Annotated in this window: 20 protein-coding genes and 2 tRNA genes; 17 read left to right on the forward strand and 5 right to left on the reverse strand. The window is 71.2% G+C overall.

All coding sequences use genetic code 11. The features are described 5' to 3' along the window. Window positions 1-15 precede the first annotated feature (15 nt). The 3 genes from ACAX67_RS09705 to ACAX67_RS09715 all read left to right on the forward strand — a co-directional run bounded on the left by ACAX67_RS09705 (window position 16) and on the right by ACAX67_RS09715 (window position 2964). Window positions 16-750, forward strand: a complete 735-nt coding sequence (locus ACAX67_RS09705) for a hypothetical protein (protein WP_370703601.1) — start codon at window positions 16-18, stop codon at window positions 748-750. Between the two features lie 36 nt (window positions 751-786). Next, window positions 787-1944 carry a tRNA dihydrouridine synthase DusB gene (gene dusB, locus ACAX67_RS09710; protein ID WP_370703602.1) on the forward strand — a complete coding sequence of 386 codons (1158 nt, stop codon included), beginning with the start codon at window positions 787-789 and terminating at the stop codon, window positions 1942-1944. Between the two features lie 198 nt (window positions 1945-2142). Then, the gene (locus tag ACAX67_RS09715; protein WP_370703603.1) at window positions 2143-2964 is read left to right on the forward strand and encodes a VldE C-terminal domain-containing protein; all 822 of its coding nucleotides are present in this window, start codon (window positions 2143-2145) and stop codon (window positions 2962-2964) included. Between the two features lie 29 nt (window positions 2965-2993). Here ACAX67_RS09715 and ACAX67_RS09720 read toward each other — a convergent pair whose 3' ends face one another. From ACAX67_RS09720 to ldtCP, 3 genes are read right to left on the reverse strand one after another with little or no spacing between them, the layout of a single operon-like run. After that, entirely contained in the window at window positions 2994-4253 is a 1260-nt protein-coding gene (locus ACAX67_RS09720) for a deoxyguanosinetriphosphate triphosphohydrolase (protein ID WP_370703604.1), read from the reverse strand. 36 nt (window positions 4254-4289) lie between these two features. Further along, entirely contained in the window at window positions 4290-5210 is a 921-nt protein-coding gene (locus tag ACAX67_RS09725) for a choice-of-anchor P domain-containing protein (protein ID WP_370703605.1), read from the reverse strand. A 60-nt stretch (window positions 5211-5270) separates the two neighbouring features. After that, complete coding sequence (gene ldtCP, locus ACAX67_RS09730) at window positions 5271-6077, reverse strand: protein-sorting L,D-transpeptidase LdtCP (protein ID WP_370703606.1); 807 nt, start codon at window positions 6075-6077, stop codon at window positions 5271-5273. Window positions 6078-6200: 123 nt separating this feature from the next. On the opposite strand from ldtCP, the gene ACAX67_RS09735 reads away from it, so the two are divergent. The 9 genes from ACAX67_RS09735 to ACAX67_RS09775 all read left to right on the forward strand — a co-directional run bounded on the left by ACAX67_RS09735 (window position 6201) and on the right by ACAX67_RS09775 (window position 14606). After that, window positions 6201-7130 (forward strand): 2-hydroxyacid dehydrogenase, encoded by a 930-nt coding sequence (locus tag ACAX67_RS09735; RefSeq protein ID WP_370703607.1) that lies wholly within the window; start codon window positions 6201-6203, stop codon window positions 7128-7130. Between the two features lie 35 nt (window positions 7131-7165). Further along, window positions 7166-9037: a DNA primase gene (dnaG, locus tag ACAX67_RS09740; protein ID WP_370703608.1), complete on the forward strand. Its 1872-nt coding sequence runs from the start codon at window positions 7166-7168 to the stop codon at window positions 9035-9037. Continuing rightward, on the forward strand, window positions 9034-9510 hold the full coding sequence (locus ACAX67_RS09745) for a hypothetical protein (RefSeq protein WP_370703609.1): 477 nt from the start codon (window positions 9034-9036) through the stop codon (window positions 9508-9510). Before dnaG ends, ACAX67_RS09745 begins: the two co-directional genes overlap by 4 nt. 88 nt (window positions 9511-9598) lie before the next feature. Then, window positions 9599-9671: transfer RNA gene (locus ACAX67_RS09750), tRNA-Asn, on the forward strand. 89 nt (window positions 9672-9760) lie between these two features. Next, window positions 9761-10234 (forward strand): DUF2231 domain-containing protein, encoded by a 474-nt coding sequence (locus ACAX67_RS09755; RefSeq protein WP_370703610.1) that lies wholly within the window; start codon window positions 9761-9763, stop codon window positions 10232-10234. Between the two features lie 150 nt (window positions 10235-10384). Continuing rightward, window positions 10385-11020, forward strand: coding sequence for a hypothetical protein (locus ACAX67_RS09760; protein WP_370703611.1), 636 nt, complete (start codon window positions 10385-10387; stop codon window positions 11018-11020). A gap of 68 nt (window positions 11021-11088) precedes the next feature. After that, window positions 11089-12084 carry a hypothetical protein gene (locus ACAX67_RS09765; RefSeq protein ID WP_370703612.1) on the forward strand — a complete coding sequence of 332 codons (996 nt, stop codon included), beginning with the start codon at window positions 11089-11091 and terminating at the stop codon, window positions 12082-12084. 72 nt (window positions 12085-12156) lie between these two features. After that, on the forward strand, window positions 12157-13836 hold the full coding sequence (locus tag ACAX67_RS09770; protein WP_370703613.1) for an LCP family glycopolymer transferase: 1680 nt from the start codon (window positions 12157-12159) through the stop codon (window positions 13834-13836). 53 nt (window positions 13837-13889) lie between these two features. Then, window positions 13890-14606 (forward strand): lysophospholipid acyltransferase family protein, encoded by a 717-nt coding sequence (locus ACAX67_RS09775; protein WP_370703614.1) that lies wholly within the window; start codon window positions 13890-13892, stop codon window positions 14604-14606. 15 nt (window positions 14607-14621) lie between these two features. On the opposite strand, the gene ACAX67_RS09780 is transcribed toward ACAX67_RS09775, so the two are convergent. Further along, window positions 14622-15380 carry a PIG-L deacetylase family protein gene (locus tag ACAX67_RS09780; protein ID WP_370703615.1) on the reverse strand — a complete coding sequence of 253 codons (759 nt, stop codon included), beginning with the start codon at window positions 15378-15380 and terminating at the stop codon, window positions 14622-14624. A gap of 62 nt (window positions 15381-15442) precedes the next feature. Here ACAX67_RS09780 and ACAX67_RS09785 point away from each other — a divergent pair. From ACAX67_RS09785 to ACAX67_RS09795, 3 genes are all read left to right on the forward strand, one after another. Next, window positions 15443-15516, forward strand: a tRNA-Ile gene (locus ACAX67_RS09785). 457 nt (window positions 15517-15973) lie between these two features. Next, a complete protein-coding gene (locus ACAX67_RS09790) occupies window positions 15974-16495 on the forward strand; it encodes a hypothetical protein (RefSeq protein WP_370703616.1) in 522 nt (173 codons plus the stop codon). Then, window positions 16492-16668: a hypothetical protein gene (locus ACAX67_RS09795; protein ID WP_370703617.1), complete on the forward strand. Its 177-nt coding sequence runs from the start codon at window positions 16492-16494 to the stop codon at window positions 16666-16668. Before ACAX67_RS09790 ends, ACAX67_RS09795 begins: the two co-directional genes overlap by 4 nt. Before the next feature lie 76 nt (window positions 16669-16744). Here the strand turns inward: ACAX67_RS09795 and ACAX67_RS09800 are convergent, their stop codons facing one another. Further along, complete coding sequence (locus ACAX67_RS09800) at window positions 16745-17761, reverse strand: hypothetical protein (RefSeq protein ID WP_370703618.1); 1017 nt, start codon at window positions 17759-17761, stop codon at window positions 16745-16747. Between the two features lie 193 nt (window positions 17762-17954). Here ACAX67_RS09800 and ACAX67_RS09805 point away from each other — a divergent pair, with 193 nt between their 5' ends. Beyond that, entirely contained in the window at window positions 17955-18365 is a 411-nt protein-coding gene (locus ACAX67_RS09805) for a DUF4186 domain-containing protein (RefSeq protein ID WP_370703619.1), read from the forward strand. A gap of 298 nt (window positions 18366-18663) precedes the next feature. Beyond that, the coding region (locus ACAX67_RS09810; protein ID WP_370703620.1) for an IS110 family transposase at window positions 18664-18940 on the forward strand (277 nt) is incomplete at its 3' end.

Consider the following 18940-nt stretch of genomic DNA (forward strand, 5'->3'; position numbering starts at 1 on the left):
TGCCACAATGACCTCGTGACGGTCTCTTCACTGGTGAGGCGCAGCGGCGCCGCGGTCCTCGGTGGTGCGCTCGCCGTCGCGCTGATGGCCGGCTGTGGCGACTCGGGCGACTCGGGCAGCAACTCCGACGAGTCGCCGACCCCCACGACGACGTCCAGCGGGTCGGCCGACGCGACGGAGACCGCAGCGACGTCGTACCTCCCGGTCCCGGCAGGGGTGACCCTGACGCCCGCCGGCACCGACCTCCGCCTCGGTCAGGGCGCCACGGTGGCGTGGCGGCCGCGGCAGGATCGCGTCGTCGCGCTCGACCTGACCGTCGACCGGATCGACAAGACCTCCTTCGACGAGTCCTTCCAGGGCTGGGTGGTGACCAAGGAGATGAAGGGGCAGACGCCGTACTTCGTCCGGGTGAGGGCCACCAACGAGAGCGACGGCGACGCCGGCGGGCTGCTCGTGCCGCTCTACGCCCAGGTCGACGACACGAGCATGTACGAGCCGCTCGCCTTCCAGAAGCAGGAGTTCACGCCGTGCCCGGGCGGGGTGCTGCCCGAGAAGCTGGAGCCGGGCAAGTCGGCCGACCTCTGCTTCGTCTACCTCCTCCCGGCCGGCACCGAGCTGCAGTCCGCGGCCTTCGACCTGGTCGGTGAGCTCGCACCGATCACGTGGACCGGCGAGATCACCTCGATCGAGAAGCCGAAGAAGGACAAGGGCGGCAAGAAGAAGGACGAGAAGGGCGACCAGCCCGGCTGATTTCGGCCGGAGGGTCCGTCGTCGGACAATGGAGGGGTGACCACCTCCGCCGTCAAGGAAGCCCCGCACCCGGGCCTGCAGCTCGGGTCGCTGCGCGTCCCGACCCCGGTCGTCCTGGCGCCGATGGCGGGCATCACGAACGCGGCCTACCGTCGGCTCTGCGCCGAGTACGGCGCCGGCCTCTACGTCTGCGAGATGATCACCAGCCGCGGGCTCGTCGAGGGCGACGCCACGACGCGGCGGATGCTCACCTTCGACGACGCCGAGAAGGTCCGGTCGGTCCAGCTCTACGGCACCGACCCGACCTACGTCGGCAAGGCGGCCGAGATCCTCTGTGCCGAGTACGGCGTCGCGCACATCGACCTCAACTTCGGCTGCCCGGTCCCGAAGGTCACCCGCAAGGGTGGGGGCGGTGCGCTGCCGTGGAAGCGCGGCCTGCTCGCGCGGATCCTCCAGGAGGCGGTGGCCGCCGCGACGCCGTACGACGTCCCGGTGACCATGAAGACCCGTAAGGGCATCGATGACGACCACCTCACCTACCTCGACGCGGGGCGCATCGCCGAGGACTCCGGCGTCGCCGCGATCGCGCTGCACGGCCGGACGGTCGCGCAGGCCTACTCCGGCGCGGCCGACTGGGAGGCGATCGGCGCGCTCGTCGACCACGTGGGCATCCCGGTGCTCGGCAACGGCGACATCTGGGAGGCCGCGGACGCCGTACGGATGGTCGAGGAGACGGGTGCCGCAGGCGTCGTCGTCGGCCGCGGCTGCCTGGGTCGGCCCTGGATCTTCCGCGACCTCGCCGCAGCCTTCGCCGGCGACGAGGTGACGACGCTCCCGGACCTCGGCCAGGTGGCCGCGATGATGCGGCGCCACGCGGAGCTGCTGGTCGAGCACATGGGGGAGGAGCGGGGCTGCAAGGAGTTCCGCAAGCACGTCACCTGGTACCTCAAGGGCTTCGGTGCCGGAGGGCAGCGTCGCCGCGACCTCGGCCTGGTCAGCACCCTCGCCGACCTCGACGCGCTCCTCGCCGAGCTCGACCCGAGCGAGCCGTTCCCGGTGTCCGAGCTCGGTGCTCCGCGGGGGCGGCAGGGGTCACCCCGCAACCGTGTGGTGCTCCCCGAGGGCTGGCTCGACGACGCCGACGGCAGCGACTGCCGGCTCCAGGAAGCAGTCGACGAGACCACCGGCGGGTGACCCGGAACACGGTAAAGAAACGCCGTGGAAATTCGGCAGGTCAAATGTCCTGTGCTTTAGTCGATCTTCGTGCCCGGCGTCGCTACCGTGACCCGGGCACCTGCCAGGTCCTAGCAGGACAAGCGAAAGCAAAGGAATCAGCGCGTGGCAACACACAGCCACAAGCGGGAAACCGCACGACGTAAGCCTCGGGCGGCGATGATCGCCGCCCCCCTCGCAGTGCTCGCGACCGGTGCCGCCGTGGCGGCCGGTGTCGGCGGCTCGACCGCCTCCTCCGACGAGCCGTCCGTCGCCGACGCGGGGTTCTCTGCCTCTGCCGACAGCGGCCACCACCGACTTCCCGCCGTTTCCCGTGACTTCTCCGGCGAGCGCGGCACCCCCGAGGCCAAGGACCTCAGCGAGCTCGAGGCGATGCTCAGCCCGAAGGCCGTCGCCACGGCGATCAGGGCCGCGGACAAGAAGCTCTGGTCCACCGCGGAGCTGAACCTGTGGAGCGCTCCGGTCGACCCCGCCAAGAAGCTCGGCGAGCTGAAGGCGGGCAAGCGGGTCCTGGTGACCGGACGCAAGCTCGAGGGTCGCGAGGAGATCGTGGTCGCCGGGCAGGCGCGCTGGGTGACCGTCGGCTACCTCAGCCCCGACAAGCCCGTCGGCGCGGGTGCCGGCCTCTCCATGGAGCCGTGCCCCGACACGTCGGTCGAGAACGGCCTGACCTCCGGCGCGGTCTACGTCTACCGCTCCGTGTGCCACGCCTTCCCCCAGGTCACCTCCTACGGCGGCTGGGACGCCCACGGCGAGCACGCCTCGGGCAAGGCGCTCGACATCATGACCAGCGACGTCACGCTCGGCACCGCGATCGCGGAGTTCCTCAAGGCCCACGCATCCGAGCTCGGCCTCTACGACGTGATCTGGCGCCAGCACATCTGGACGCCCGAGCGGGCCTCCGAGGGCTGGCGGGCGATGCCCGACCGCGGCTCCTCGACCGCGAACCACTACGACCACGTGCACGTCTCGGTCAACTGACCGACGCGACGGCCGACCCTGGCCGGCCCCTAGCGGCACAGCCGGTGGTGCCAACCCTCCGCGGACGCATCCGTCAGCGACGCGACCTGGTCGATGACCACCCGCAACCTCGCGGCGTCGTCGGCCGCGGCGTGCCAGTCGGGTAGGAACGTCTCGTCGAGCCCGTCGGGCGCCCTGGCGAGCAGGGTCGTGACGAGCTCGGCGAGCAGCTCGCGCTGCCGCGCCTGCAGGGCGACCCGCTCGTCGGCCTGCATCACGTAGTGGGCGGCGATGCCCTTGAGCACGGTGATCTCGGCCGACGTCTCCTCGGGGATGACGAGGTCGGCGCGGTAGCGGACGAAGGGGCCGTCGCTCGCGGCGAAGGTGGCCTGCTGGACGGCACCGCAGAAGCGCCCGATGAGGTCGCTGGTGAGGTTCTTCAACGCGGCCAGGCTGCCGCGGGTGCCGTCGTGGGCCGCTGTGGGCCAGCTGCCGATCCGCTGCAGCCGGGCGAGCACCTCGTCGAGCGCGTCGTCGTCGAGGTCGGGGGCGTACCACGCGCGCACCGTCTCCCACACTCCCGCGCGGTCCAGCCGGGTGAGGTCGACGGTCCCCGCGACCGTGCCGTCCTCGACGTCGTGCACCGAGTAGGCGACGTCGTCGGCGAGGTCCATCACCTGCGCCTCCACGCAGCGCCGGAGCCCGGCAGGGGCCCCGCGGCGCAGCCAGTCGAAGGCCGGCCGGTCGTCGTCGTACACGCCGAACTTGGAGCCCTCGCGAGTCATCCCGTCGGCGTGCACGCCTCCGGTGCGCGGCGCGTCGGCGAGCGGCCAGGGGTACTTCGTGCAGGCGTCGAGCGTGGCGCGGGTCAGGTTGAGCCCGGCGCCGGGCGTCTTGGCCTCGAGCCGGGTCAGCAGCCGCAGCGTCTGGGCGTTGCCCTCGAAGCCGCCGCAGTCGGCCGCGAGCAGGTGGAGCGCGCGCTCGCCGTTGTGACCGTACGGCGGATGTCCGAGGTCGTGCGCGAGCGCAGCCGTCTCGGCGATGTCCGGGTGGGTGCCGAGCGCGCGGGACAGGTCACGGGCGATCTGGGCCACCTCGAGGCTGTGCGTCAACCGGTTGCGGACGAAGTCGTCGCTCTGCGGGCCGACCACCTGGGTCTTGGCGGCGAGACGGCGGAACGAGGCGGCGTGCACCACGCGGGCGCGGTCGCGCTCGAACGGCCTCCGCTCGGGAGCGTCGACCCGCTTCGGCGGCTCCGGGACGATCCGCTCGCGGTCGGCCTCGTCGTAGCGCCCCTCGACCTCCTCCACCGGCCGGACACTACCGGCCGGTGGAGGAGTGGGGGCTCAGCCGGTGACCGGCAGGTCGGTCACGACCGGCGTCGGGGAGGGCGGGTTGCCCGGGTGGTGGGGGTGGTGGGGATGGTGCGGCCGGTGGTCGTGGGTGACCCGGCCGCAGGTGGCCGAGGCGATCACGATGTCCTCCTGGCCGAACAGGTCGAGCACCAGCGCGTCGACCGTGAAGGTGCCGTCGGGGTTGACGGTCTGGCGGTTGACGGTCAACGACACGACCCCGGGGATCGCCGTCGTGGCGTTCGCCTGCTCGGTGTCGATGTCGACGGGCAGGCCCAGCGCGGTGAGGTCCGCGATCGTGGTCGTGCCCGTGCGGCCGTTGCAGGTGGCCTGGACGGCACCGGCGCCGACGAGGCCGACGTCTCCGGACAGCAGGTCGCACAGTCCGGTGAGGTCGTCGGGCAGCAGGTTGCTGAGGTCGAGCGCGGTGATCGCGCTCAGGTCGATCGGCGAGGATCCGCCGACCTGGTTGAGCAGGTCCTCCAGGGCCCCCTCGAGGATGTCGCCGGTCACCGGGTCGGTGGCCTGGTCGAGCGGGACCTGGCCGAGGGCGTCGCACACCGGCGCCAGCTGGCCGGAGAGGTCGTCGGGCAGCATGGCGAGGATGCCGTTGCCGACGGCGAGGTCGGCGACCGTCGACGTGGCGTGCCCGTTCTGGGCGCTGACCTGCAGCAGCCCGCCGGTCAGCAACGGGTTGTCGGGGATGGCGGCGGCGGAGTCGCTGACCTGGCTGCCGTCGCCGGAGACGACGGACGGGGTCGCGTCGAACGGGAGGACGCCCGAGGCGGCGATCCCGTAGGCGGACGACGGGGTGCCGGCGGCCGTGCTCGTGCTCGATCCCCCGACCAGAGCGACCGAGGCCGCGGCTGCGGTGAGCAGCGCGGCGCCGGCCACTGCGGTGACGTGGCGTTTCATGTGGATCCCTTCGTAGGCGGTACGTCTGTTCCGGTGTGACCGGGGGGCTTGTGGGGGTGCTCAGCCGTTGTCGATGAGCACGGGCGTGCCGAGCGGGAGCGTCCGGATCACGGCCAGGGCGTCGGCCGGCACGCGCACGCAGCCGTGGCTCACGGCCCGGCCGAACACCGACGGGTCGGTCCAGCCGTGGATCGCCACGGTGCCGGGACCGCCGCCGTAGGTGTCGAGGGTCTGGCTGTGCGTGCCGAGCGGGATGATCACCGGGGAGTAGGACTGGTCGGGATCGGTCAGCTGGCCGAGCAGGAACGTCCGGCCGGTCGGGGTGGGTGTCGCGGCCGCCCCCACGGCGACGGGCCAGGTGCCGGCGGGCGCGCCGTCGTCGGAGAGCTCGAGCGACCGGCTGCCGAGGTGGACCCGGACGAGGTAGGGCGACCGCGCCCGCACCAGCCCGCTGGTCTGCAGCCACCCGGTCGAGCCGTTGGGCCGCGACGGCAGGAGGACCCGGACCCAGCCGTCGCGGCGTGCGACGACCGGCACCCAGGTGTCGCCGAGCTGGTCGGGCGTCAGCTTCGCGAAGGCGGTGCCGGACGGGGCGTCCCAGAGGGCGACGGTGTGCCGCGGGTGCACGATCAAGCCCGTCGGCACGCTGCGGCGTGCCTCGTCGAGCGGCGCGTGCCGGAGGTGCGCCTGCGTCGTCGCGGCCGCGAGCAGGTGCAGGTCCGGAGGCTGTACGACGGCCGCCGGGTCGTCTCTCCCGTCGTCGCCGGCAGCGGAGCGGAGCCACCAGGTCAGCACGGCGCAGGCGAGGACGGCGACGACCAGCGGCACCGCCCACGAGCGGCGTTCCGGCGCATCCGACGTAGCCACGACGCGATCTCCCCCCAGAGATACGGCACGGTGCCTGCCCGAGCGGCAAACCCCCCAGCGTGCCGACCGGATCAACGAGGGCACCTCCGTGAGGTCACGGAGCCGCGAACCTAGGCTCCTGCCATGGCCGGACCGCGCACCGACTCGCCGCTCGTGTGGCTCCCGTTCGATCCCGAGCTGCTCGGCGACCCACCGCCGACGCTCCGCTACGAGGTGGTCGACCCCACGCGGGACGTCCCCGACTCCGTCGGAGAGGTCGCCGTCTACGTGCCGCCCTACCGGGTCGGGCCCGAGGTGGCCGGCGTGATGTCCCGGATGGCGTCGCTCGAGGTGGTGCAGACGCTGACCGCGGGCATCGACAACATCCGGGCGCACGTGCCTTCCGGTGTGACGCTGTGCAGCGGCCGCGGCATCCACGACGCCTCGACCGCGGAGCTCGCACTGACGCTGGTCCTCTCCTCCTTGCGCGGCGTCCCGGCCTTCGTGCGGGCGCAGGACCGTCGCGAGTGGGCGCCGGCAGTGCGGCCGGCACTCGCCGACCGGCGCGTCCTGATCGTCGGGTACGGCGCCGTGGGCGCTGCCGTCGAGGCACGGCTCTCGCCCTTCGAGGTCGACGTGGTGCGGGTCGCCCGATCGGCCCGCGAGGGCGTGCACCCGATCGACGCCCTGCCCCGCCTGCTGCCCGATGCGGACGTCGTCGTCCTCGTCGTGCCGCTCACCGAGGAGACCCGCGGCCTGGTCGATGCCGGATTCATCGCGCTCATGAAGGAGGGCGCGCTGCTGGTCAACGTCGCGCGCGGGCCGGTGGTGGTCACCGCGGACCTGGTCGCGGCCCTGGAGGGCGGACGGATCCACGCGGCGCTCGACGTCGTCGACCCCGAGCCGCTGCCCGCCGACTCCCCGCTCTGGGGCGCCCCGAACCTCCTCGTCTCACCGCACGTCGGCGGGGCCAGCAGCGCGATGTGGCCGCGTGCTCACCGGCTCGTGCGGGACCAGCTGCACCGCTTCGCGGACGGGGAGCCGCTGGCCAACGTCACGGTGGGTGACTACTGAGAGTGAAGCGTCGGGGCTGCGCCTAGGATCACCGCATGGCCGGCCGCATCCGCGAGGAAGACATCGCCGAGGTGCGGGAGAAGGCTCGGATCGAGGAGATCGTCTCCGACTACGTGACGCTCCGCAACGCCGGCGGAGGCTCGCTCAAGGGGCTCTGTCCGTTCCACGACGAGAAGTCGCCGTCCTTCCACGTCACGCCCTCGCGGAACTTCTTCCACTGCTTCGGTTGCCAGGAGGGCGGGAGCGCCTTCGACTTCCTGATGAAGATCGACGGGCTCACGTTCGTCGAGACCGTCGAGCGGCTCGCCGACAAGTACGGCGTCCAGCTGCGGCGCGAGGAGGGTGGCCCGGACGACCGGCCGAAGGGCCCGCAGCGGCGCCGGCTGATCGAGGCGCACGCGGTCGCGCAGCAGTTCTACGCCGAGCACCTCGTGACGCCCGACGCGCTGACGGCCCGCCGGTTCCTCGACGAGCGTGGCTTCGACCAGGCCGCGGCGGCGAAGTTCGGGGTCGGCTTCGCGCCCCGTGACGGCGAGGCGCTGTGGCGGCACCTCCGCGACCGGAAGTTCAGCCTCGACGAGGCGGTCGCGGCCGGGCTGGTCGCGGTCGGGCGCAGCCCCTACGACCGGTTCCGCGGCCGCCTGCTCTGGCCGATCCGCGAGACCAACGGCGACACCATCGGCTTCGGAGCGCGGCGGATCTTCGACGACGACAAGATCGAGGCGAAGTACCTCAACACCTCCGAGACGCCTATCTACAAGAAGAGCCAGGTGCTCTACGGCGTCGACCTCGCGCGACGCGAGATGGCGCGGACGTCGCAGGCGGTCATCGTCGAGGGCTACACCGACGTGATGGCCTGCCACCTCGCCGGCGTCACGACGGCGGTCGCCACGTGCGGCACCGCCTTCGGCGGCGAGCACGCGAAGGTGCTGCGGCGGTTGCTCGCCGACCACGAGGAGTTCCGTGGCGAGGTGATCTTCACCTTCGACGGCGACGCCGCGGGCCAGAAGGCGGCGCTCAAGGTCTTCCAGGGCGACGAGCAGTACGTCGCGCAGACCTACGTCGCCGTCGCACCCGACGGGATGGACCCGTGCGACCTGCGCATGAAGGAGGGCGACGCGGCGGTGCGCGAGCTGATCGCCACGCGCCAGCCGCTCTACCGCTTCGTGCTGGCCAACGTCGTCGGCCGCTACGACCTCGATCGCGCGGACAGCCGGATCGATGCGTTGCGCGAGGCGGCCCGCCTCGTCGCGAGCGTGCGCGACCGCTCGAAGGTGGACGCCTTCGCCCGTGAGCTGGCCGGACTGGTCGGGGTCGACGTCGAGGACGCCCGCGCAGAGGTACGGCGTGCCGCCGCCCGCGGGTCGAAGCCCGACCACCGCGGCGCGCCCGTGGAGGAGGCGGCCCGGCCCGCCCGTCGTGAGCTGCCCGACCTGCGCGACCCGCGCTTCGGCATCGAGCGCGAGACGCTGAAGCTGGTCCTCCAGCACCCGATCGCGATCGGCCGCACCACGGCCGACATCGGCGGCAACGACTTCACCCACCCCACCTACCGCGACGTGTGGGAGCTCATCGACGCGGCCGGCGGGCCGGCGGCCGGCGACGGCGACCCCGCGTGGGTGAGCAAGATCCGCGATGCCGCCACGGAGCCCGACGTCGTCTCGGCCATCAGTGCCCTGGCGGTGGAGCCGATCCCCGCCGCGCGCGAGCCCGACCCGTCCTACGTCGCCCACCACGTCTTCCGCCTCCTCGAGCTGACCACGATGCGTCGCATCGCGGAGGTGAAGTCGCGCCTGCAGCGCACCAACCCGGTGGAGCAGGCGGCCGACTACAACAAGATGTTCGGCGAGCTCGCGGCCCTGGAGCAGCACCGCCGCACCCTGCGTGACCGGATCATCGGCTCGTGAGGCGGCCCCGGCCCGCCTCGCTCGAGCGCGGCGAGCGGCTGCTCGCCTGGGCGGAGACCGACGCGGGCGAGGTCGTCGGCGGCAGTCGCGACGCGCTGCACCTGCCCGACGGCACGCGGCTGCCGTGGGAGCAGGTCGCGACGGCCGACTGGGATGTCGACGAGGGACGGCTCCACGTCGTGGAGGCCGGCACCTTCGGTGAGGCGCTGATCGAGCACGTCCTCGTGCTCGGGGAGCCCGATCGTCTCCTCTCGCTCCTGCGCGAGCGGGTCACCGCCAGCATCGTGGTGCAGCGCCACGTCTCGGTCCGCGACCGGCTCGGCGCCCGCGTGATCGGCCGCCGGGCGCCCGGGCGCGCGGGACCGATCGCCTGGTTCGTCGACTACGACGCCGGCCTCGACCCCACCGATCCCGGCGTCTCCTCGGTGGTCGACGCGGCCCTGGCGGCTGCCCGCGCCGACGTGGGGGAGTAGCCCGGACACACCGGTGCCGTCCGATTTCATCGACGCGGACCGACCTTGCTAATCTGTGCGGGCTGTCCGGGCCACGCCCGGACGACGATCCCCTGTAGCTCAACTGGCAGAGCATTCGGCTGTTAACCGGAGGGTTGTTGGTTCGAGTCCAACCGGGGGAGCAGGACGAGGGGCTGGCCCGGACCGGGCCGGCCCCTCGACGCTTCTCCCGTTCAGGTTGTTGGCAGGGACGACCAGGCAGCCTGGTGGCATGTTCGACCTCGTCAACGGCCTGCCCGTCCACCCGCTCGTCGTGCACGCCGTCGTGGTGCTGCTCCCGCTCGCCGTGCTCGGCACGATCGCGATCGCCGTGGTGCCGCGGTGGCGGACGACGTACGGGCCGGTCGTCGTCGGTGTCGCGCTGGTCGCGACGGCGCTGATGCCCGTGGCCACGTCCAGTGGCGAGGAGCTCGAGCACCGGGTCGGTGACCCGGGGGAGCACGCCCAGCTGGGGGACCAGCTCATCTGGTTCGCGATCCCGCTGCTCGTGCTGTCGGGTCTGTTGGTCTGGTTGGCACACCGCGCGGCCCGGAGCGGGGCGTCGGCGAAGGGCCGGCCGTGGCTGCCCACCGTCGTCGCCGGCCTCGCCGTGGTGGCCGGCCTTGCCGCCGGGGTGCAGGTCTATCGGGTCGGCGACTCGGGCGCGCGTGCCGCGTGGGGCGGGCAGGTCAGCAGCTCGCCCTGACCTGTGACCGACGACTCGTGGAGCGTCGGAAAAATACTGCGGTGATCTCTGAGTCGTCGGGTATTGAGCCCCCGGGCCACCTGCCCAGTCGGAACTCGGCCGGCGAAGGCGGTGGAACCAGCTCCCTCCACCCGAGAAAGACACAGCCTCATGAAGCGTCTACTTCTGGCTGCCCTGATGGTCATGGGGACCACGGCAGCCGCGACCCTCGTCGCACCCGTCCCAGCGCACGCTGCTGATCCGGGCACCCGCCTGGTCTGCGACAACAGCAGCGCTCACCCCTACACCGGCACCTACAAGAGCGTGACCGTGCCGAAGGGCGCGTCCTGCTTCCTCCGCAACGCGGTCGTGACCGGCAACGTCAAGGCGCTCCACGGCGCGAAGAACGTCTTCATCGTGAACACCCGTGTCGACCGCAACATCATGCTGCGGGGTGTCACCCGCAACGTGAAGATCGGACCCGGAAACTGCAAGATCGACCCGATCGCCGGCAACAACATCAAGGTGACCCGCTCGCACAACGTGCTGATCTGCCTGATGAGCGTCGACAACAACATCATGGTCACCCGCAACGACGGCCGCATCACGCTGACCGCCAACAAGGTCGACAACAACATCAGCGTGACGAACAACCTGGCCTACCACCACCTGGCCAGCGACGGGCACCACAAGCGGATCGCAGCCATCCGGGTCCGTCACAACGTGGCTGGGCGTCACATCAGGGTCACCGGCAACGACAGCCGCCCGCTGATCCTGCGTCACAACACTCCCACCGCCACCAGCTGATCGTGAAGGGGGCGGCCGGAGCCGTAAAGCCATTGGCAGGCACCGGCCGCCTCCGTCACAGTGGCGCCGTGCAGACCTGGACGAGCGCCGTATGGACGACGGAGGGGTTCGCGGACGAGCTCCGCGCGTTCGTCGTCGACGCCGTCGGGACGCCGACGGTGTTCGAGCCGCTCAAGATCCGGCCCTGGTCGACCGTCTGGCGGGTCGAGGCCGGGGGAGAGCGCTTCTGGGCGAAGCAGAACTGCCCGGGCCAGGCGCACGAGGCGGCACTCCTCCTCGCCCTCAACCAGGTCGCCCCCGACTACATCGTGCCCGTGGTGGCCGCGGACCCGGAGCGCGACCTGCTCCTCACCCCCCACCTCGGCGCGACCGTCCGCGAGCAGGGCGGGGAGCACGACGTCGACCTCTGGTGCCGGATCGTCCGCGACGCCGCCCTGCTGCAGCGCCGGGTCGCGCCGCACGTCGACGACCTGCCGCTGACGGCCCTCGCGCCCGAGTGCGCGACGACGTACGTCGGCGACGCGGTCGGCCGCCTCAACGCCCTCGCGGCGGACGACCCGAGGCGGGTCCCCGACGACCTCGCGCGGCAGCTGCAGGAGCTGCTGCCGACGATCGAGCGCTGGTCGGACCAGGTCGCCGACCTCGACCTCCCGCTCACGCTCAACCACAACGACCTGCACGACAACAACGTGGTCGTCGGCGGGACCGACGAGCCGCTCCGGTTCTTCGACCTCGGGGACGCCGTCGCCACGGAGCCGCTGGGCGCGCTCCGCATCGCGCTCGACGTCAGCGCCCGGGCGATGGACGCCGGCCCGACCGATCTGCGGCTGCGCCGGATCGCCGACGCGGCGCTCGAGGTGTGGTCCGACCAGGCGCCGATGCGGGCCCTGCGGGCGGCGCTGCCCGCCGCGCTCCAGCTGGCGAGCGTGGCGAAGATCGAGTCGTGGCGGCGCTGCATCAAGACGATGACCGCCGAGGAGCGCGGCGAGTACGGCTCGGCGCCCTCGGACTGGCTGGGTACGCTCCTCGAGGAACCACCGGTGGGACACCTCCCGCCGATGTGACGCTACGGGCTCGGCGTGGCGATACTTGATGCGCTGCGCGGGGGCCGACCCGCGATGTCTTGAGAGGTACGGATGGCGGGTACGGCGAACCCCGGGCGGCCGGGCGGCGCTCGGCGCGCGTCCCGTTCGGTCCGCCTCTCCCGGCGGGAGCGCAAGGAGGTCCGCGCCGCCGCGCGCGAGGCTGCGTCGTCGTACGCCGGCAAGCGCGTGCGCCGCCCCGGAGACCATGACTCCCCGCCCGCTGCCAGCACTGCCGTGGAGCGTCCCCGCGGCGGGCGACGGGCGCTGCGGCCGAAGGAGCGTCGTACGCGCGGCCTGCCCGGCACGCTCGGGCTGACGTTCGTCTCGGCGATGGTCCCCGGCACCGGCTACCTCTTCGCCAAGCGCAAGCTCGCCGGCTGGATCGTGCTCGCCGGCTGGGCGCTGATCATGGGCGGCGTCGTGCTCTACCTGTTCCACGACCACGACCTGGCCGCCACCCGCACCCGCGTCGTCGACCTGGTCTTCAACCCGCTCGCCCTGCGCATCCTGACGCTCGTCGTCGCGGTGCTGCTCGCGGTCTGGCTGTTCGTCGTGTGGACCTCCTACCGCCTCATCCGGCCGCGTGAGCGGCCACGGTGGCACACGGTGGTGGGCAACCTCGCCGTGATCGTCTTCTGCGTGATCTTCGCGGCACCGGTGGTGCGCGGTGCCCAGTACGCCGTCGCGACGGCCGACTTCGTCGACCACGTCTTCACCCACAACGAGGTGGCGACCACACCGAAGGACCGCACGGCCAAGGACCCGTGGGCCGGCACCGACCGGGTCAACGTGCTGCTGCTCGGCGGCGACGGGGGTGAGGGCCGCGAGGGCGTCCGCACCGACAGCATGATCCTGCTGAGCATCGACACCCACACCGGGCAGGCCGTCACGTTCAGCCTTCCGCGCAACATGGCCAATGCGCAGTTCCCCGACGACAGCCCCCTCCACGAGGTCTATCCCAACGGGTTCCAGGACGGCGACCCGGCCGATGGTGAGTACATGCTCAACGCCGTCTACCGCAACGTGCCGGCCAACCACCCGGGCATCCTCGGCAAGAGCAGCAACGAGGGCGCCGACGCGATCAAGCAGGCCGTCGAGGGCACGCTCGGGATCCCGGTCGAGTACTACGTGCTGGTCAACCTCGAAGGGTTCAAGGAGGTCGTCGACGCGATCGGCGGCGTGACGGTCAACATCAACGAGCCCATCGCCATCGGCGGCAGTACCGACGCCCACCAGCCGCCCGACGACTACCTCGCGCCCGGCCCCGACCAGCACCTCAACGGCTTCCAGGCGCTCTGGTTTGCGCGGGGTCGCTGGGGCTCCGACGACTACGAGCGGATGGACCGGCAGCGCTGCATGGTCGACGCGCTCGTGACGGCTGCCGATCCGGCGAGCCTGCTGGTGAGCTACCTCGACCTGCTCAAGGCGGGCCAGGAGGTCGTCTACACCGACATCCCGAAGGAGCTGGCCTCGGCGTTCGTCGACCTGGCGCTGAAGGTGAAGGACGCGAAGGTGAAGTCGGTGGTGTTCAAGTCGTCGGAGGAGTTCAGCTCGGCTGCGCCCGACTTCGACTGGATGCGCGACATCGTGCAACGCGCGATCGACCCGCCCGCCAAGAAGCACCACGGCGCCAAGAAGGACCCGGCCGACGACCCCGACGACGCGTGCTCCTACCAGCCGACGGGCGAGACGGTCGAGGACGCCGAGGCGGCCGACGCCGCGAACTACTGAGCCGGCGCGGCGAGTCCTGGTCGCCGTACGCCCGCAACCGCGAGGATGGCGGCGTGACGACCAACGAGGAAGCCCACCGCATCGCCCGTGAGAAGGGCGTCAGCGGCCCGCTCTACTTTCTGGTGAAGTACACGGCGGCCCTGGTGGTCCGGATCGTCTGCGGCTTCACTGCCTCGGGCAAGGACAACGTGCCGAAGAAGGGCCCGGTCGTCATCGTGCCCAACCACAAGAGCTTCTGGGACCCGTTCTTCGTCGCGATCGTGCTGCGCCGCCCGGTGCACTTCATGGGCAAGGCGGAGCACTTCGAGGGGCCGATGGCGGGCGTCTTCCTGCGCCTGGGCGCCTTCCCCGTCCGTCGCGGAGCGTCCGACGCGGACGCGCTCGACACCGCGCGGGCGATCCTCGCCCGCGGGGACGCGCTGGCGCTCTTCCCGGAGGGCACGCGGGTGCGCGACGAAGGCCTCGGTACGCCGAAGCGCGGCGCCGCTCGCCTGGCCATCGAGGCCGGGGCGCCGATCGTCCCGGCGACGATCACCGGCACGGAGAAGCGCCGCTGGCCGCTGCCGCGCAAGGTGCGGATCGTCTTCGGCACCCCGGTGTCGGTCGAGGGCCTCGAGGCGACGCCCGAGGACGCCGCGCTCGCGATCGGTCAGGCCTGGCCGCAGGTCGCCGAGGAGTACACGAACTGGCAGAACCGCGCCGGCCTCCTCGCCGCCGGCGCCGCGGCGATCGGCCTCGGTGCCTGGGTGGTCAGGAAGCGCCGCGGCTGACGACCACGCCGCTGGTCAGTCGTCGTCCCCGCCGCCCCACGTGAGCGAGTAGACCTCGAAACGGGCGGCGAACGTGGTGCCGAGCTGCGTGCCGGCCACCCTCATGTTGCCCTCGAGGAACTCCCGCGCGCTCCACCCCTCCCAGCCCAGCCCGCTGATGTAGGCGGCGTGCGCCTCGAGTGACGCCACCCCTACCTCGAAGGTGTCGGTGCAGTCGGCGGCGTGGCCGGCCTCGGGGGAGCCGGCGGCCCACACGGCGCGTACGCCGCCCCACGGCTCGAGCCCGTCGGTCAGCTGCTCGGGGAAGATCCACCGGTTCCCGGCGTCGCGGACCCCGTCGAGGACCGCGCGCCCGGTGGCGATGTGGTCCGCCTGGTTGAGCGCGCCTGGGCCGAAGGTGTCGCGGAAGTTGCCCGTGATGACGATCTCGGGCCGGTGCTGGCGCACCAGCCGCGCGATCGCCGCGCGCAGCTCCAGGCCGTACATGAGCACGCCGTCGGGGAAGCCGAGGAAGTCCACGGTGTCGACTCCGACGATGCGCGCCGACTCGATCTCCTCGGCCTCGCGGACGGTCCGGCACTCGTCGGGATGCAGCCCGTCGATCCCGGCCTCGCCGCTGGTCACCATGACGTAGCCGATCGTCTTCCCCTGCCCGGTCCATCGCGCGATGGCAGCAGCGGCGCCGTACTCGACGTCGTCGGGGTGCGCCACGATCACCAGGGCGCGGTCCCAGTCTTCCTTGAGCGGCTTGAGCGGCGGAGGCGTCTGGTCCATGGGCAGAGCATGGCACTCGGTCCGACCTTCCCGCACGCGTCCTCGGTAGGCTCCCCCCGCGAGGGGCGGTAGCTCAGTCGGTCAGAGCAGAGGACTCATAATCCTTGGGTCGTGGGTTCGAGCCCCACCCGCCCCACTACCCGGATTCGGCTCGCGGCCAGCCGAAACGCTGGTTGGCAGCCGGTCTCGTTGCTGGCAAGGGATACGTCGGGGCAACTTCGGGGGCAAGTTGCCTGGGGTTCGCAGGCGTACGCACGAGCTGCCTGCCCCAACATCTGACGGACATCCCACGGGCCACTCGATCGACACTGGAGCGGACGTAGGCCGTGGGCGCAGGCGGCGGAATCGGCGCAGGCACCGGGACAGCGTGGCACGTCTGCGGGCGGTTCTGGCGGGGGCGTGGGACGAGGCGGTGGACAGCGGCAGATAAGCGAATTCTCAGATCGACGTCTCCGCAGGTAGTCACCGAGATTCGTCGGTGCTCACTGCTTCCATCTCCCCACGAGGTCTGAACTTCCGCGTCGATCTTCTGCAGCCTGCTCTCACCGGAGGCCCGATCGGCGGTCCCTCCACCCGCTGCCAGGAGGCACACCATGTCCGAGCAGAACACGAACCTGACCGTGGCGCAGTTGACCGAGGCGATCACGGCCCTCGACCCGAAGGCGGTCACGAAGGGGCTCAAGAAGGCGGACCTCGTCGCCTTGTACGACCAGCTCGTGGCGGCGGAGGCGAAGCCCGCGAAGGCCCAGGGCAAGAAGGCCGCTGCTCCGAAGGAGCAGGAGCCCGGGCCGACGACGCTCGTGGAGGCGCTGACGAGCAAGGCGGCGATTTTGGTGAAGATCCGTGCCAATGGGACCGTCCGCTCGCTGCCCTACCTCGCCCCCGGCTCCAAGGAGCGCACGACGGCGGTCGACGTGGACACCCGTCGCCAGGCCGGCGAGACCGTGGAGGCGATCGCCGAGGCGATGAACGTGTCCGTGGCGACCGTGCGTCGCTGCGTGACGGGGCTGGCACTGGCCCACGAAGTGGAGTCCGGCAAGCACGACGCCGCGTGGAAGAAGGGCGAGAAGAACGTGGTCGTCCACCGGGTGACCGCGAAGGGCGCAGCGGCGTGAACACGACCATCACGCTTACCCGTGACGAGACGGGCTGGTCGCTCACCGTGAACGGGGAGGTCTGGTTCTCGGGACTCACCTTCCGGGAGGCGGACCAACGGCGGCGCTCCCTTGAATGGTGGGCGCGGCCCAGGCAGCGCCGCGCAGCCTGGGAGCGCATCACCGGCGGGTGAAACAACCGAGCACGCATCACACCGAAAGGGGCTGGCCTACGGGCTGGCCCCTCTCGACGTGAACAAGGGCTATCGCTCATCGAGCACTGGTTGTCTGGTTTCGCTTCGCGGCGAGCCGCTCGCGTCGCTCCTCTTCGCGCTTGGAGTACGCGGCCGCGCGGATCGCTTCGTCAGACTCCAGGCCGCTGCCCAGCGCTCCGCCCACGGTGGCCGCGGACGCGACGAACCAGGCCAGGACAAAGAGGTCACCGTGACCGAGTGGTTGTTTGAGGTAGCCGCCCATCACGGCGGGGTCGAGGACGAACATCGCCCAGGCCAGGTTCAACAGGTAGAGCGCGAGGTAGCAGATCAGCGCACCCGCGGTCAGTGTCACTAACGTCGAGGTGTTGTAGAGATGCGATCGCTCCCGCGCTTGAGCCGAGTCGTCGTCCGGCCGGTCCCAGAGCTCACCGTCGATGACGAGCCAACCGATGACGAGCGCGAGGGAGGCGATCGTCGCGAGGACCAGGCGCCACCAATCGAGCGACCCGGCCAACAACCATACGGTGGAATTGATGGTGGCAATGGCCCCCGTGGTGAGCGCCGCGACCAGTGCAGACTTGAGCCCGGGCACGAGCAGCCACGGCCGGTTGGCGAGCACCATGCCGAGAAGCAGCCGCCAGCGGCCGCTGCGGTGCGGAAGCGCCACCCGACGATCACCTTCTGTGGCTGGGTCGGCCATGCCGCTGATGAGTTCGCGCAATGCGTGCTTGCTTCGCTTGTGCATGTGAAGCCCGCCCAGGGCTGGCAGCGACACCACCGCCGTCCGTTGCTGCGGGTCGGTCTCGATCAGCAGGTACCGGCCGTCATCGTCGCGAAGCGGAAGCTCGGTGATCCCGACCACCAGGTCCCAGCGGTGTTCACGACCTTGATCCGTCAGCCGGGACAACACGGTGTCGACGTCCTCGCAAGCGAGCGTGAACGGCTCGCTGAGCACCTCGACGTCCCAGGCGTGACGACCGTCGTCATTCTTCTCGTGGAGATCTTCGAACCCGCGCGCAATCTGAGTGGGCTTGGCTGGGTCGGCGACCAGGCCGATGATAAGCGGCTTCATCACATCGCGGTACCCCGCTGCTCGCAAGCGACCCCGGTACCTGCCTGCGACCACAGTGGAGGGAGGGCGCACCTCGACCGTTCCGCAGCGTCGAGCGGCGATAGGACCTCGCTGCGCGTGGTGCGCAGCCTCGCCGAGCCCCAGCCGGTCTTGGCTTCGACCTCGACCACCGTGCCGTGCCTAGGCTGGGCGCGTGCCCGACCCTGCCGAGATCGATGACCGGATCGACCGCGCGAGCACGCGACCGTTCGGGCGGCGATTTCACTTGCGCGGGCGCGAGCGGGCCACGGCTGAACTGCGCGGTCCGCAGACGATCCGCGCTCACGCCGCGGAGATCATTGCCGAACGCCTGGCGCCAGCCGCTCCGCGCAACGACGGCCGACAGACCCCGTACCGCAACCACCCGGTCTTCGTGGCCCAGCACGCCACCGCGACTTGCTGCCGCAACTGCCTGGAGACCTGGCACGGCATCGCGAAAGGGAAGCAACTCGACCGCGACGAGCGGACCTACGTGGTCGAGGTGATCGGCCGCTGGATCGACCGCGAGCTGGCCCCCTCCATCGAAGGTCGGGACTCCGGAAGTTCCACCTCACGCCGATCGTGAAGCTGCAGCGGCCTTCTTGGCGTCCGCCGTCAGGCGCCCGCTAATCGGCTGCTTGTTTCATTGACCGCACGATCGGGGCTGACGAGGCTCGGTCGAGGTGTCCGGGGTTGTCGCTCTCAATTCGGCTGCCCACCTTCGGGGTGTGGCTCTCAATTGGCCTGCGCTACCCCGGGCACCGCAAGGGCGGGAGTGGCTCAAGAAGGGATTGCTCTGCTCAAAGCAGCGGTGCCCTCCTGACCCGACCAAGTCGGATCTCAGGGATGGAGGAGCATCGATGACGAAAGACGAGCAGCGGGTCGTGATCGGGATGGACCCGCACAAGAGGTCGGTCACCATCGAGGTGATGACCGCTGATGAAGGTGTTGCCGGCGGCGAGCGGTTCGCAACCGACACCGCGGGCTACCACGCGATGCTCGCCTACGTGGCTGGCTCGCAGGACCGGGTGTGGGCGATCGAGGGTTGCAACGGGATCGGCCGGCACATCGCGATGCGGCTGCTGGCTGATGGCGAACAGGTGATCGATGTGCCGCCGAAGCTCTCGGCGCGTACGCGGGTCTTCGCCACGGGCCAGGGCC

This window comes from Nocardioides candidus, assembly GCF_041321175.1.
GTDB lineage: Bacteria > Actinomycetota > Actinomycetes > Propionibacteriales > Nocardioidaceae > Nocardioides.